Origin of the sequence: Microbacterium azadirachtae, assembly GCF_025583665.1 — a bacterium.
In the GTDB taxonomy this organism is placed as follows: Bacteria; Actinomycetota; Actinomycetes; order Actinomycetales; family Microbacteriaceae; genus Microbacterium; species Microbacterium azadirachtae.
Map to the genome: position 1 here is coordinate 1,303,374 of NZ_CP099706.1, position 12,546 is coordinate 1,315,919.

A 12,546-nucleotide genomic window follows, 5' to 3' on the forward strand; every position below is an offset into this window, starting at 1 on the left:
GAAGTGGGTGAACCGAATTTCGAAGAACGCTTGACAGATGTTCGAACTCGAAAGTAGTTTCGGAACGTAGGTTCGCCTCTCCAGAGGCCCGGATCCCCAGATCGTCACACAGAGGATCGGGATCCGGGGAGAGGCGGACCCGCACCACACAGAGGAGAAGCACCATGAGCAGCATCACCTTCGCCGGTCCGGTCACCGCCACGCGCCTGCGGATCACCCCGCGCGGACGACGCGTGCTGGCTGCGCTGGTGGCGCTGCCTGTCGCTGGTGCGATCGCGTTCGCGGCTCTCAGCGGCGGATCGGCCCTCGCCTCGGGCGAGCACACGGCGGGCGACGGCTTCGCGACCGTCACGGTGCAGCCGGGCGACACGCTGTGGTCGATCGCCGGCGAGGTCGCTCCCGACGCCGACCCGCGCGACGTGGTCGCGGAGATCTCCAAGCTGAACATGGTCGACGGCGGCGTGATCGAAGTCGGTCAGCACCTGGCGATCCCGGCCCGGTACGGTGCCACCGGCCGCTGAGCCCCCGCAAGGAGCTCAGCAACCGTGCTTCGACGGAGCTCAGCAACGGTGCTTCGACGGAGCTCAGCAACCGCTGACATCTGTGCTCGGCGCACAGCGGAGCCGCCTAGCATGGCAGGGTGACTGTCTCGCTCGACGACTTACCCCTCCGTGACGATCTCCGCGGTCTGCGCCCGTACGGCGCACCGCAGGCACCGCTTCCCGTGGCGCTCAACGTGAACGAGAACACGCATCCGGTGCCCGAGCACGTCGCCAGCGACATCCTCGACGACATCGCCGTCGCACTGCGCGATGTCAACCGCTACCCGGATCGCGAGTTCACCGAGCTTCGGCGGGCCTTCGCCGGCTACCTCGGGCACGATCTCGACGCATCGAACATCTGGGCGGGCAACGGCTCCAACGAGGTGCTGCAGCACATCCTTCAGGCGTTCGCGGGCCCCGGTCGCACGGTCTTCGGGTTCGCCCCGACCTACTCGATGTATCCGCTGCTCGCGCAGGGGACCGGCGCGACCTGGGTCGCGGGCACCCGGCACCCGGATTACGAGATCACGGTCGACGAGGCGGTCTCCCAGGTACGCCGGCACGATCCCGACGTGATCCTGCTGTGCGCGCCGAACAACCCCACGGGCACGCCCCTTCCGCTCGACGTGATCGAAGCGGTCTACGAGGCCGCCCGGGGGATCGTGATCGTCGACGAGGCGTACCAGGAGTTCGCCCCGCGTGACTCGCCCTCCGCCCTCACGCTGCTCGAGGGCCGCCCGCGGCTCGCCGTCTCGCGCACCATGAGCAAGGCCTTCGCCTTCGCCGGCGCGCGCGTCGGATATCTCGCCGCCGATCCCGCCTTCATCGACGCGCTCCGGCTTGTCCGCCTGCCGTACCACCTGAGCGCTCTCACGCAGGCGGCCGCCGTCGCGGCGCTGCGCAACGCACCGACCATGCTGGCGATGGTCGATGAGATCGTGGCTCAGCGGGATCGGATCACGGCGACCCTGGAGGCCCTGGGGTACGCGCCGCACCGCTCCTGGTCGAACTTCGTGCTGTTCGGCGGGGTCGCCGATCCCGCCGCGACGTGGCGCGCCCTCTACGACAAGGGCGTGCTGATCCGCGACGTCGGGATCCCGAACCACCTCCGCGTCACGGCCGGCACCGAGGCCGAGACCACCGCGTTCCTGGACGCGCTCGCCTCGATAGGATCGGCCTCATGACCGCTCGCACCGCCCGCCGCACCCGCTCCACGTCCGAGTCGACGATCGAGCTCGAGCTGAACCTCGACGGCACCGGGCAGAGCCACATCGACACCTCGGTGCCGTTCTTCGACCACCTCCTCACGGCGTTCGCGAAGCACTCGCTGACCGACCTCACGGTCCGCGCCTCGGGGGACACCCACATCGACGCGCACCACACCGTCGAGGACGTCGCGATCGTGCTCGGACAGGCGATCCGGGAGGCGCTCGGAGACAAGTCCGGCATCTCCCGCTACGGCGACGCGCTCGTCCCGCTGGACGAGGCGCTCGTGCAGGCCGTCGTCGACATCTCCGGACGCCCGTACCTCGTGCACGAGGGCGAGCCCGCCGGCTACGAGCACCACCTCATCGGCGGTCACTTCACCGGATCCCTGGTGCGGCACGTCTTCGAGGCGATCGCTTACAACGCCGCGCTCACCGTGCACGTGCGCGTGATCAGCGGACGCGACCCGCACCACATCGCGGAGGCCGAGTTCAAGGCGTTCGCGCGGGCGTTCCGCCAGGCCAAGGCGCTCGATCCGCTGGTGGTCGGGGTGCCCTCGACCAAGGGCGCACTGTGACCGCCGCCGCCGAGGGGCGCCGCCCCACCGTGGCCGTGTTCGACTACGGCTCCGGCAACGTGCACTCCGCGGTGAAGGCCCTGATCCGCGCCGGCGCGGACGCCGAGCTCACGGGCGACCGCACCGCGGCGCTCGAAGCGGACGGCCTCGTGGTGCCGGGCGTGGGTGCCTTCGCCGCGGTCCGTGAGGCCCTGGCCGCACACCACGGCGACGAGATCATCGAGCGCCGCCTGGCCGGCGGGCGCCCCGTGCTGGGCATCTGCGTCGGCATGCAGGTGCTGTTCGCAGGGGGAGTGGAACGCGGCGCGGAGGTCGACGGCCTCGGTGAATGGCCCGGCGTCGTCACCGAGCTCGACGCCCCGGTGCTGCCGCACATGGGCTGGAACACCGTCGAGCCCGATGCGGGCAGCGTGCTGTTCCGCGGCATCGAGCACGAGCGGTTCTACTTCGTGCATTCGTTCGCCGCGCAGTCGTGGGAGCTCGACGTCATCCCGCCGTTCCCGCAGCCGAGGCTGACCTGGGCCGAGCACGGCTCCCGCTTCCTCGCCGCGGTGGAGAACGGCCCGCTCTCGGCGACGCAGTTCCACCCGGAGAAGTCCGGAGAGGCCGGCATCCAGCTGCTGCGCAACTGGATCTCGACGCTCTGAACACCCGGGCCGTGCGACGGCGGGGGATTGGTGCCCCGTCGACGCCCGGACTACTCTCTTCTCTCGTGCCGCGCCCGCAGCGGGCCGGCGCATCGTGACCCGAAGGACGACATGAACGAGTTCGCGCAGTCCCCCTCCCTGACCCTGCTCCCGGCCGTCGACGTAGCCGGAGGACAGGCCGTGCGCCTGACCCAGGGCGAGGCCGGAAGCGAGACCAGCTACGGCGACCCGATCGACGCCGCTGCCGAGTGGGTCGACCAGGGGGCGGAGTGGATCCACCTCGTCGACCTCGACGCCGCCTTCGGACGCGGCAGCAACGCGCCGATCCTGCGTCGCGTGATCAAGCAGTTCCGCAGCGTCAACGTGGAGCTCTCCGGCGGGATCCGCGACGACGCCAGCCTCGAGGCGGCGATGGAGTCCGGTGCGGCCAGGATCAACCTCGGCACCGCTGCACTCGAGAACCCCGAATGGGCCGCCGACGTGATCGCGCGCTACGGCGACGCCGTCGCGGTCGGCCTCGACGTGCGTGGCACGACGCTCGCCGCCCGCGGCTGGACGAAGGAGGGCGGCGACCTCTGGACGGTGCTCGACCGTCTCGAGGACGCCGGCTGCAGTCGTTACGTCGTCACCGACGTCACCAAGGACGGAACCCTCAAGGGCCCGAACCTCGAACTCCTCCGCGAGATCACCGCGCGCACCCCGAAGCCTGTCGTGGCGTCGGGCGGGATCGCCAACCTCGACGACATCGCGGCGCTGCGCGAGCTCGTGCCGCTGGGCGTCGAGGGCGCGATCGTCGGCAAGGCACTGTATGCGGGTGCGTTCACCCTGGCCGAGGCCCTGGATGTCGCCGGATCCTGATCGTCCGTCCGCAGCCTGCGACCACGGCGATCACGCGGGCGCGGCGGACTCCGCCGGCGTCCCGTGGGCGGGGCGCTCCTTCCAGGAGAACACGCGAGCGGCGGATGACGGGTCGGCCGACCCTGCGCTCTCGGCGGCTCTGACGCGCTTCCGCGCCGGCGAGGGCTCGCAGTCGGAGGTGGTCGACGCGTTCCGCGCCGCCCGCGTGCTCGTGCCCCTCGTCGCGGAGAAGGGCGAGGAGGGGGTCGCTCCCTCGGGGCTCGCCGTCGACAAGACCCAGGAGTTGTCGCTCGTGACGGTCGCCGCACCCGATGGGCGCACCGTGCAGCCCGCGTTCACGAGCGTCGACACCATGCGCTCGTGGGATCCGATCGCACGGCCGATCCCGGTCGAGGCCGCCCGCGTCGCGCTCTCCGCCTCGTCCGGCGACGCGGAGCTGATCGTGCTCGATCCCGGATCCGAGACCGAGTTCGTGCTGCGGCGGCCCGCGGTGTGGGCGGTCGCCCAGGGGCAGCACTGGGAGCCGAGCTTCCTCTCGCCCGAGGTCTACGCCGGTCTCCAGGAGAGCGTGGGCAGCGAGCTCGCCGTGATCGACGTGGCGGTGTCCGCCGGGGATCCGGAGGCGCGACTGCGCGGCCCGGAGCTCGTCGTCACCCTCGAGCTCGTCGAAGGGCTGGACCGCGAGACCCTCGACGCCGTGCTGGCCCGACTGGCCCAGCGCTGGGCCGCGGATGACCGCATCGCGGTGCTCGTCGACTCGCTCACCGTGCGGCTGCGCGCGAGCGCCTGATCCGCGTCACGTCGCCGGGTCCGGGCGACGCGGTCGCACCCCGGCGGGCGCGGCCGCGTCGCGCGCGCTCAGCTGACCGGACCGGTCCACTTCTCGCCCGGACCCTGACCGATCGGGTCGGGGATGACGGACGCCTCGCGGAACGCGAGCTGGACCGAGCGCAGCCCGTCGCGCAGGGAGCGCGCGTGCATGTCGCTGATCTCCGGAGCGGCGGCGGTGATGAGGCCGGCCAGCGCGTTGATCAGCTTGCGCGCCTCGTCCAGGTCCTTCTGGGCCTCCGGGTCATCGGCGAGGCCGACCTTGACGGCGGCGGCGCTGAGCAGGTGCACGGCGGCGGTCGTGATCACCTCGACGGCCGCGACGTCGGCGATGTCGCGCGCGGCGCTCACGGCGCCGTCGTCGTTCGCGGAGGTGGGGGAGACGTGCTCGTGGCCGTCGGGCGCGGGAATGCTCACTGTGCCGGCTTTCCGAAGGTCTTGCCTTCTGATAGACTCTTGCGGGCTCCGGGGCTTATGTCCCGGCACGAAAGAGGATTCACTTCCCACCCGCGCTTGCCGCTCAAGGCTACCGGGTCCAGCACTCCGCCGATTCACGTCGGTAGCCGTCGCGCAGCGAGAGCTGCACGACGGGTCAGGGTGCCGCCGACGTCTGAGTGTCGGCGGGTGGGACGATTCCGCTTTCGCCCGTGATCCGTCCGGATCACGGTGGCCGAAACCATCGTCTAAGGAGTCCGCATCAGCGATCCCCGCACCAATGAGCGCATCCGCGTCCCCGAGGTCCGCCTCGTCGGCCCCGCGGGTGAGCAGATCGGCGTCGTCCGTATCGAGGCGGCGCTGCGTCTTGCGCAGGAAGCCGACCTCGATCTCGTCGAGGTCGCCCCGAACTCGAAGCCTCCCGTGGTCAAGATCATGGACTACGGCAAGTTCAAGTACGAGGCTGCGCAGAAGGCGAAGGAAGCTCGCCGCAACCAGGCGAACACCATCCTCAAGGAGGTGCGCTTCCGTCTGAAGATCGAGGCGCACGACTACACGACCAAGCTCAAGCGCGCCGAGGGCTTCCTCAAGTCCGGCGACAAGGTGAAGGCCATGATCCTGTTCCGTGGTCGTGAGCAGTCCCGCCCCGAGCAGGGCGTCCGGCTGCTCCGCAAGTTCGCAGAGGACGTCGCGGAGTTCGGAACGGTGGAGTCCAACCCCACCATCGACGGACGCAACATGGTCATGGTGATCGCCCCGCTGAAGAACAAGTCCGAGGCGAAGGCCGAGCAGAACGCGGTGCGTGCGGCGAACAAGCAGGCCGCGCGCGACGCCAAGGCGCCGGCCGAGCCGGCCGCGCCGGCCGCCCCGGCCGAGTGATCCACCGGATCCCGTAGCCCCACACAGACCTCCCGCAGCATGCGGGCAGAACCCTGTCGCCCAGCTGGGCGCCATACGAAGGAAGAGAAGATGCCGAAGCAGAAGACCCACTCGGGTGCCAAGAAGCGCTTCAAGATCACCGGCAGCGGCAAGCTGAAGAAGCAGCAGGCCGGGATGCGCCACAACCTCGAGCTGAAGTCGAGCCGTCGCACCCGCCGCCTGAACCAGGACGAGGTGCTGTCGAAGGCAGACACCAAGGTCGCCAAGAAGCTCCTCGGCCGCTGACGCGCCCGAACGCACGAATAGGAACACACGAAAATGGCTAGAGTCAAGCGCGCCGTCAACGCTCAGAAGAAGCGCCGCGTCATCCTCGAGCGCGCCTCGGGTTACCGTGGCCAGCGCTCGCGCCTGTACCGCAAGGCGAAGGAGCAGGTCACCCACTCCCTCGTCTACGCGTACCGCGACCGTCGCAAGCGCAAGGGCGACTTCCGTCGTCTGTGGATCCAGCGCATCAACGCCGCTGCCCGCCAGAACGGCATCACGTACAACCGCTTCATCCAGGGCCTCGGTCTCGCCGGCGTCCAGGTCGACCGCCGCATGCTCGCCGAGCTCGCGGTGAACGAGCCGGCGACGTTCGCCGCTCTCGTCGAGACGGCCCGCAAGGCTCTGCCGGCGGACGTCAACGCGCCCAAGTCGGCTGCGTAAGCGCGGCTCGACAGGCTCAGCGACCGAGCACCGCACGGGGCGTCATCCTTCGGGGTGGCGCCCCGTCGTCGCACCCGCCCGGTATCCGTAGACTGTGACCGTGCTGGAGAACCCTCGATCCCCGCGCGTGCGCGCCGTCGCCAAGCTCACCAAGCGCAGTGCCCGCACCGAGACCGGCCTGTTCCTGCTGGAGGGACCTCAGGCCGTCCGCGAGGCGCTGTCCTACCGGCCGGATGCGATCGTCGAGCTCTTCGCGACGCCCGCCGCCTGGGACAGGCACAGCGATCTGCGCCACGCGGCGGCCCAGGCGGACGTGCGTCTCGAGTACGTGACCGAGTTCGTACTCGCCGCGATGGCCGACACCGTGACCCCGCAGGGGGTCGTGGCCGTCGCCCGGCAGACGCCGACCTCGGTGCGCGACATCTTCGCGGCCGCGCCGCGGCTCGTCGCGATCTGCGAGGAGGTGCGCGATCCGGGCAACCTCGGCACGATCATCCGCGCCGCCGATGCCACGGGCGCCGACGCGGTCGTGCTCACCGGTCGCACCGTCGACCTCTACAACCCGAAGGTCGTCCGCTCGACGACCGGATCCCTGTTCCACCTGCCGGTCTCGGTCGGCGGCGACCTCGCCGATGTCGTCTCCCGCGCGCACGAGGCCGGGCTCCAGGTGGTCGCCGCGGACGTGAAGGGCGACGACCTGCTCGCGGCGCGCGCCGAGGGCGCCCTCGCGCGTCCCACGGCGTGGCTGTTCGGCAACGAGGCGCGCGGACTCGAGGACGAGGCCCTGGCGCTGGCGGACCGCGCGCTGCGGCTGCCCATCTTCGGACGGGCCGAATCCCTCAACCTGGCGACGGCGGCGAGCGTCTGCCTCTACGAGAGTGCTTTCGCGCAACGCGCCTAGGGCAGGAGACCTGCGTCCGGTATGAAGATCCTCATCGTCGAAGACGACGAACGCGTGGCCGATGCCCTCGCCGGCTTCCTCGGCCGCGCCGGCTACGCGGTCGAGCGAGCGGGCGACGGGCGCGCCGCGCTCGAGATGCTCGGAACCGACACCGAGGCGGTGATCCTGGATCTGGGCCTCCCCGACGTCGACGGCATCGATCTGTGCCGCCGGATCCGCGCGGTCAGCGGCGTGCCGATCCTCATCGCCACGGCGCGCAGCCAGGTGCACGAGCGCATCCGCGGGCTCCGCGCCGGGGCGGACGACTTTCTGGTGAAGCCCTACGACGTGCAGGAGCTGCTCGCCCGGATCGAGGCGGTGACTCGCAGGACCCAGGCCATCCCGGGGGAGGTCGGTCCGGTCGGCATCGACATCGACGGGGTGCGGATCGACCTGGTCGCCCGTCGCGTGCTGGTCGACGGCGAACAGGTCGAGCTCACCCGCAAGGAGTTCGACATCGTCGCGGTGCTGGCGCGCTACCCCGGTGTCGCGGTGCCGAGGGAGCGGCTCATCCGCGAGGTGTGGAACACCGACTGGCAGAGCTTCGCGCGCTCGCTCGAGGTGCACGTCGCCTCGATCCGCCGCAAGCTCGGCCGGCCCGCGCTCATCGAGACCGTGCGCGGCGTCGGATACCGCCTGACGGGACTCTGAGCCGTGCGCCGGCGCCTGTTCATCGTCTTCCTCGTGCCGCTGGCGGCGGTGCTGCTCCTGCTCGGCGGTGCCTACGGCTGGGCGGCGTCGCGCAGCGTCCAGCAGTCGTTCTACACGCAGCAGATCGGCGACATCGGCACGTTCGTGACGAGTGCGCGGCAGGCGCTGCTGTCGGGGAGCGCCGAGGTGCTGGACGGCGAGCTGCGCCGGTACCACGAGCTCTACGGCACGCAGGTGGTCGTGGTCGACCGCTCGGGCCGGTCCTGGTCGCCGCAGCAGGCGGACACGGAGCTGTGGGACCAGGCCACCGCCGACAAGGTGCAGCTGGCGCTGTCCGGCCGCCGCAGCGACCTTCCGGAGCCGGTGCTGCTGCCCTGGCAGTTCTCCGAGCAGTCGCTCGTGGAGCCGATCTTCGACGGCGGAGACGTGATCGGCGCCGTGATCATGTCGGCGAGCGTGGACGCTCCGCGTGCCGAGATCGTGCGGCAGTGGATCCTGCTCGGAATCGTGAGCGTGCTCGCGATCGGCTTCGGCCTGCTCGTGGTGGTACGCCTGGCCGGGTGGGTGCTGCGGCCGGTGCGGCGCGTGGACGAGGCGATGGAGGCCATCGAACGCGGCGACATGGAGGCGAGGATCGCCGACGACACGGGACCTCCCGAGCTGCACCGCATGATCCTGCTCTTCAACCGGATGGCCGAGGAGATCGAGCGCGTGGTGTCGCGGCAGCAGGAGTTCGCGCTGAACGCCTCGCACGAGCTGCGCAACCCGCTGAGCGCCCTCCTGCTGCGCGTCGAGTCGCTGGCCACGGGCCTGGACCGCAGCTGGGCCCCTGAGGTCGAGGCGACCAGGGAGGAGGGGCGGCGCATGACGCGGATCCTGGACACCCTGCTCGCCTTCGCGCGCGGCGCGGATCCCGCCCCGTCGCGCGATCCGATCGACCTGGTGGCTCTCGCCGAGCGCCGGGTCGCGGCCTGGCGGGATGCCGCCGCGGCGAACGGCGTGGATCTCGCGCTGCACGTCGACGGCGCGGGTCCCGACGGCCGGGTGCTGTCGGCGACGGACGAGACCATCGCCGAGAGCGCCCTGGACGCCGTCATCGACAACGCGGTCAAGTTCTCGCCGTCCGGCACCCGCATCGACGTCACCGCGTCGCACGCCGACGATCGGTGCGAGCTGGCCGTCCGCGACCACGGCCCCGGTCTGCCCGAGGAGGAGCTCGCGCACGCCGCCGACCGCTACTGGCGCAGCGACCGCACCCGCACCGTGCCGGGATCGGGACTGGGCCTCGCGATCGCGACGGATCTGCTCGCCACGGTCGATGCGCGCGTGCGGTTCGAGGCGCCCGACGGCGGAGGGCTCCGCGTCGTGCTGGAGCTCCCTGCGGCGGAGACGCGATGAGCGCCGCGACGGGGCGCCTCCTGCGCGCGGGCGGCGTCGTGCGCCTGCTCGCGATGCTGCTGTGCCTGGTGAGCGCCCTCGGCCTCGGCGCGTGCGCGCCCGCGGACCGCAGCTGGGCGGACAAGCCGCAGGCCATCGCCGGCGGGGGAGCGACGGGCGTGTACTACGCGTACGGACAGCAGTTCGCCCGGGCGCTGAGCACGCATCTCGGCGCGACGTTCACCGCGCAGCGCACGAACGGATCGGTTGACAACCTCGAGCGCGTCGGGGACGGCACCGCGGTGCTCGGCTTCGCCCAGGGCGACGCCGTGGCGGACGCGGTCGCGGGCACGGGCGCGTTCCACGAGCCGATACCGATCGTCGCGGTCGCGCGGCTGTACGACGAGTACGTGCACATCGTCGTGCGGTCCGGCTCCGACGTGCACGATCTCCGCGACCTCGCCGGGCGCGCCGTCTCGCTCGGCGCGAGAGGCTCCGGCGTCGAGCTGGTCGCCCGGAGGATCCTCAGCGCCGCCGACGTGGATCCGGCGTCGATCCGCAACCCCGAGCTCGGATTGGAGGCCTCGATCGGGGCGCTGCGGCGAGGAGAGATCGACGGCTTCTTCTGGGTCGGCGGACTGCCCACTCCCGGCATCGCGGCGCTCGCCGCGGACACCCCGATCCGCCTGCTGTCGATCCCGCCGGCCGTCGTCGATGCGGTCAACGCGGCGCACGCGGGCGCCTACCGCCAGGCCGATTTCCCGATCGGCGCGTACGGCGTCGACAGCGCGACCGTGACCATGACGGTGCCCAACTACCTGGTCGCGCGCGCCGACGCGCCGGAGGCGCTGATCCACGACGCCACCGCCGTGCTGTTCGAGCAGCGCGCCGTGATCGCGCGCGGCGCTCCGGCCGCCGCCCTGCTCGACCGCAGGCAGGCGATCTTCACCGATCCGATCGCCCTGCACAGCGGCGCCGCGCGGTACTACCGCGAGACCCACGACTGACCGTCGGACGCCTCCGCGGGAACACCGCTGTCGCCTGCCGGAAACGGCACGGAAACCTGAGCGACGAAACCCTCAAGGAATCCTCAAGCGCAGTGCTCCTGCGGGCGCGGAGCCAATAACGTCATCGGCACCCCGCGGTCTCATCCGCCCCGCTCGTCCTCACGGAGTTCCGACATGCCCGATTCCCGCCCTGCCTCCGTCGGTGCGCCCCTGGTCGTCGTCGACCACGTGCAGAAGCACTACGGCGACTTCCAGGCCCTGACCGACATCGACCTCACCGTGCACAAGGGCGAGGTGGTCGTCATCATCGGCCCGTCCGGATCCGGCAAGTCGACGCTCTGCCGGACGATCAACCGCCTGGAGACGATCACCAGCGGCTCGATCACGATCGACGGCAAGGAGCTCCCGGCCGAGGGCAAGGGGCTCGCGCAGCTGCGCGCGGACGTGGGCATGGTGTTCCAGTCGTTCAACCTGTTCGCGCACCTCACGATCCTTGAGAACGTCACGCTCGGGCCGATCAAGGTGCGCGGGATGAAGAAGGCGGATGCGGAGAAGGAGGCCATGCAGCTCCTCGAGCGCGTCGGCGTCGCGAAGCAGGCCGCCAAGCTCCCCGCGCAGCTCTCCGGAGGCCAGCAGCAGCGCGTGGCGATCGCCCGCGCGCTGGCCATGCACCCCAAGGTGATGCTCTTCGACGAGCCGACCAGCGCGCTGGATCCGGAGATGATCACCGAGGTCCTCGACGTCATGGTCGAGCTCGCCGCGAGCGGCATGACGATGATCGTCGTCACGCACGAGATGGGCTTCGCCCGCAAGGCGGCGAACCGCGTCGTGTTCATGGCCGACGGCCGGATCCTCGAGGAGGCCGGCCCCGAGGAGTTCTTCACGAACCCGAAGTCGGACCGGGCCAAGGACTTCCTGTCCAAGCTGCTCACCCACTGACCTGATCCCGCACCACAGCACCTGCACCGAAGGAGAAGCACATGCGCAAGTCACGGATCCTCACCGGCGTCGGCATCGCCGCCGTCGCCCTGATCGCCCTCACGGGCTGCAACAGCGGCAGCCCGACCAGCCCGGGCGCGACCGGCGAAGGCGTCGCGCCGACCAGCGACAAGCCCCTGTTCGAGGTGGCCAAGGACGTGAAGCTCGAGGGCAGCCCCACGTTCGACCGGATCACCAAGAACGGCAAGATCACCGTCGGCGTCAAGGAGGACCAGCCCGGTCTCGGCTTCAAGGACGCGACCACCGGCAAGCGGAGCGGTTTCGACATCGACATCGCGCGCTGGATCGCCGCGTCGCTCGGCTACAGCGAGGACAAGATCGAGTTCAAGCCGATCCCGTCGGCCAACCGCGAGCAGTCGATCGTGAACGGCGACATCGACTACTACGTCGGCACCTACTCGATCACCGACAAGCGCAAGGCCGTGATCGACTTCGCCGGACCGTACTTCGTCACGGGCCAGGGCCTGCTGGTCCGCAAGAGCGAGGACACGATCAAGAGCGAGAAGGACCTGGCGGGCAAGACCGTCTGCTCCGCGACCGGATCCACCCCGCTGCAGAACATCCAGGCGAACTTCCCCGACACCAAGACGGTCGGACTCGACCTGTACTCCGCCTGCGTCGAGCAGCTGATCAACAAGCAGGTCGACGCGGTCACCACCGACCAGGCGATCCTGATCGGCTACGCCTCGCAGGACCCGGAGGAGCTGAAGGTCGTCGGCGAGCCGTTCACGACGGAGAAGTACGGCGTGGGCCTGGCGAAGGGCGACACGGCGCTGCAGACGTTCATCGACACGATGTTCACCGACGGAGGGGACACCTGGAAGGCGATCTTCGAGAAGAACCTGGGCGCGAGCGGCATGAAGGTCACTCAGCCCGCGGTCGAGAAGTGACCCGC

General features: G+C 70.6%; 16 protein-coding genes. 15 read left to right on the top strand and 1 reads right to left on the bottom strand.

The features are described 5' to 3' along the window. The first annotated feature begins 164 nt into the window (after nucleotides 1-164). From NFX31_RS06160 to NFX31_RS06185, 6 genes are all read left to right on the top strand, one after another. Complete coding sequence (locus tag NFX31_RS06160; protein ID WP_045249845.1) at nucleotides 165-521, top strand: LysM peptidoglycan-binding domain-containing protein; 357 nt, start codon at nucleotides 165-167, stop codon at nucleotides 519-521. 119 nt (nucleotides 522-640) lie between these two features. Beyond that, on the top strand, nucleotides 641-1,726 hold the full coding sequence (locus tag NFX31_RS06165) for a histidinol-phosphate transaminase (RefSeq protein ID WP_045249844.1): 1,086 nt from the start codon (nucleotides 641-643) through the stop codon (nucleotides 1,724-1,726). Then, the gene (hisB, locus tag NFX31_RS06170; RefSeq protein ID WP_091740137.1) at nucleotides 1,723-2,325 is read left to right on the top strand and encodes an imidazoleglycerol-phosphate dehydratase HisB; all 603 of its coding nucleotides are present in this window, start codon (nucleotides 1,723-1,725) and stop codon (nucleotides 2,323-2,325) included. The genes NFX31_RS06165 and hisB overlap by 4 nt, the downstream gene beginning before the upstream one ends. Next, nucleotides 2,322-2,972 (top strand): imidazole glycerol phosphate synthase subunit HisH, encoded by a 651-nt coding sequence (gene hisH, locus NFX31_RS06175; protein ID WP_045249842.1) that lies wholly within the window; start codon nucleotides 2,322-2,324, stop codon nucleotides 2,970-2,972. Before hisB ends, hisH begins: the two co-directional genes overlap by 4 nt. Before the next feature lie 111 nt (nucleotides 2,973-3,083). Further along, the gene (gene priA, locus NFX31_RS06180; RefSeq protein WP_045249841.1) at nucleotides 3,084-3,830 is read left to right on the top strand and encodes a bifunctional 1-(5-phosphoribosyl)-5-((5-phosphoribosylamino)methylideneamino)imidazole-4-carboxamide isomerase/phosphoribosylanthranilate isomerase PriA; all 747 of its coding nucleotides are present in this window, start codon (nucleotides 3,084-3,086) and stop codon (nucleotides 3,828-3,830) included. Beyond that, nucleotides 3,814-4,620 (top strand): SseB family protein, encoded by an 807-nt coding sequence (locus NFX31_RS06185; protein WP_091480483.1) that lies wholly within the window; start codon nucleotides 3,814-3,816, stop codon nucleotides 4,618-4,620. Before priA ends, NFX31_RS06185 begins: the two co-directional genes overlap by 17 nt. 68 nt (nucleotides 4,621-4,688) lie before the next feature. On the opposite strand, the gene NFX31_RS06190 is transcribed toward NFX31_RS06185, so the two are convergent. After that, nucleotides 4,689-5,069 carry a DUF1844 domain-containing protein gene (locus tag NFX31_RS06190; RefSeq protein ID WP_045249885.1) on the bottom strand — a complete coding sequence of 127 codons (381 nt, stop codon included), beginning with the start codon at nucleotides 5,067-5,069 and terminating at the stop codon, nucleotides 4,689-4,691. 312 nt (nucleotides 5,070-5,381) lie between these two features. Here NFX31_RS06190 and infC point away from each other — a divergent pair, with 312 nt between their 5' ends. The 9 genes from infC to NFX31_RS06235 all read left to right on the top strand — a co-directional run bounded on the left by infC (nucleotide 5,382) and on the right by NFX31_RS06235 (nucleotide 12,541). Continuing rightward, the gene (gene infC, locus NFX31_RS06195; RefSeq protein ID WP_374703407.1) at nucleotides 5,382-5,972 is read left to right on the top strand and encodes a translation initiation factor IF-3; all 591 of its coding nucleotides are present in this window, start codon (nucleotides 5,382-5,384) and stop codon (nucleotides 5,970-5,972) included. Nucleotides 5,973-6,062: 90 nt separating this feature from the next. Continuing rightward, entirely contained in the window at nucleotides 6,063-6,257 is a 195-nt protein-coding gene (rpmI, locus tag NFX31_RS06200) for a 50S ribosomal protein L35 (protein WP_045249838.1), read from the top strand. A gap of 33 nt (nucleotides 6,258-6,290) precedes the next feature. Then, a complete protein-coding gene (gene rplT, locus NFX31_RS06205) occupies nucleotides 6,291-6,677 on the top strand; it encodes a 50S ribosomal protein L20 (RefSeq protein WP_045249837.1) in 387 nt (128 codons plus the stop codon). Nucleotides 6,678-6,777: 100 nt separating this feature from the next. Then, on the top strand, nucleotides 6,778-7,578 hold the full coding sequence (locus NFX31_RS06210) for a TrmH family RNA methyltransferase (RefSeq protein WP_262957015.1): 801 nt from the start codon (nucleotides 6,778-6,780) through the stop codon (nucleotides 7,576-7,578). A gap of 21 nt (nucleotides 7,579-7,599) precedes the next feature. Further along, nucleotides 7,600-8,268, top strand: a complete 669-nt coding sequence (locus NFX31_RS06215; protein ID WP_045249836.1) for a response regulator transcription factor — start codon at nucleotides 7,600-7,602, stop codon at nucleotides 8,266-8,268. A 3-nt stretch (nucleotides 8,269-8,271) separates the two neighbouring features. Next, on the top strand, nucleotides 8,272-9,666 hold the full coding sequence (locus tag NFX31_RS06220; RefSeq protein WP_045249835.1) for a HAMP domain-containing sensor histidine kinase: 1,395 nt from the start codon (nucleotides 8,272-8,274) through the stop codon (nucleotides 9,664-9,666). Continuing rightward, on the top strand, nucleotides 9,663-10,652 hold the full coding sequence (locus tag NFX31_RS06225) for a TAXI family TRAP transporter solute-binding subunit (RefSeq protein WP_248700389.1): 990 nt from the start codon (nucleotides 9,663-9,665) through the stop codon (nucleotides 10,650-10,652). The genes NFX31_RS06220 and NFX31_RS06225 overlap by 4 nt, the downstream gene beginning before the upstream one ends. Before the next feature lie 174 nt (nucleotides 10,653-10,826). Further along, complete coding sequence (locus NFX31_RS06230; protein ID WP_045249834.1) at nucleotides 10,827-11,591, top strand: amino acid ABC transporter ATP-binding protein; 765 nt, start codon at nucleotides 10,827-10,829, stop codon at nucleotides 11,589-11,591. Nucleotides 11,592-11,632: 41 nt separating this feature from the next. Next, nucleotides 11,633-12,541 carry a glutamate ABC transporter substrate-binding protein gene (locus NFX31_RS06235; protein ID WP_045249833.1) on the top strand — a complete coding sequence of 303 codons (909 nt, stop codon included), beginning with the start codon at nucleotides 11,633-11,635 and terminating at the stop codon, nucleotides 12,539-12,541. Nucleotides 12,542-12,546: the final 5 nt, after the last annotated feature.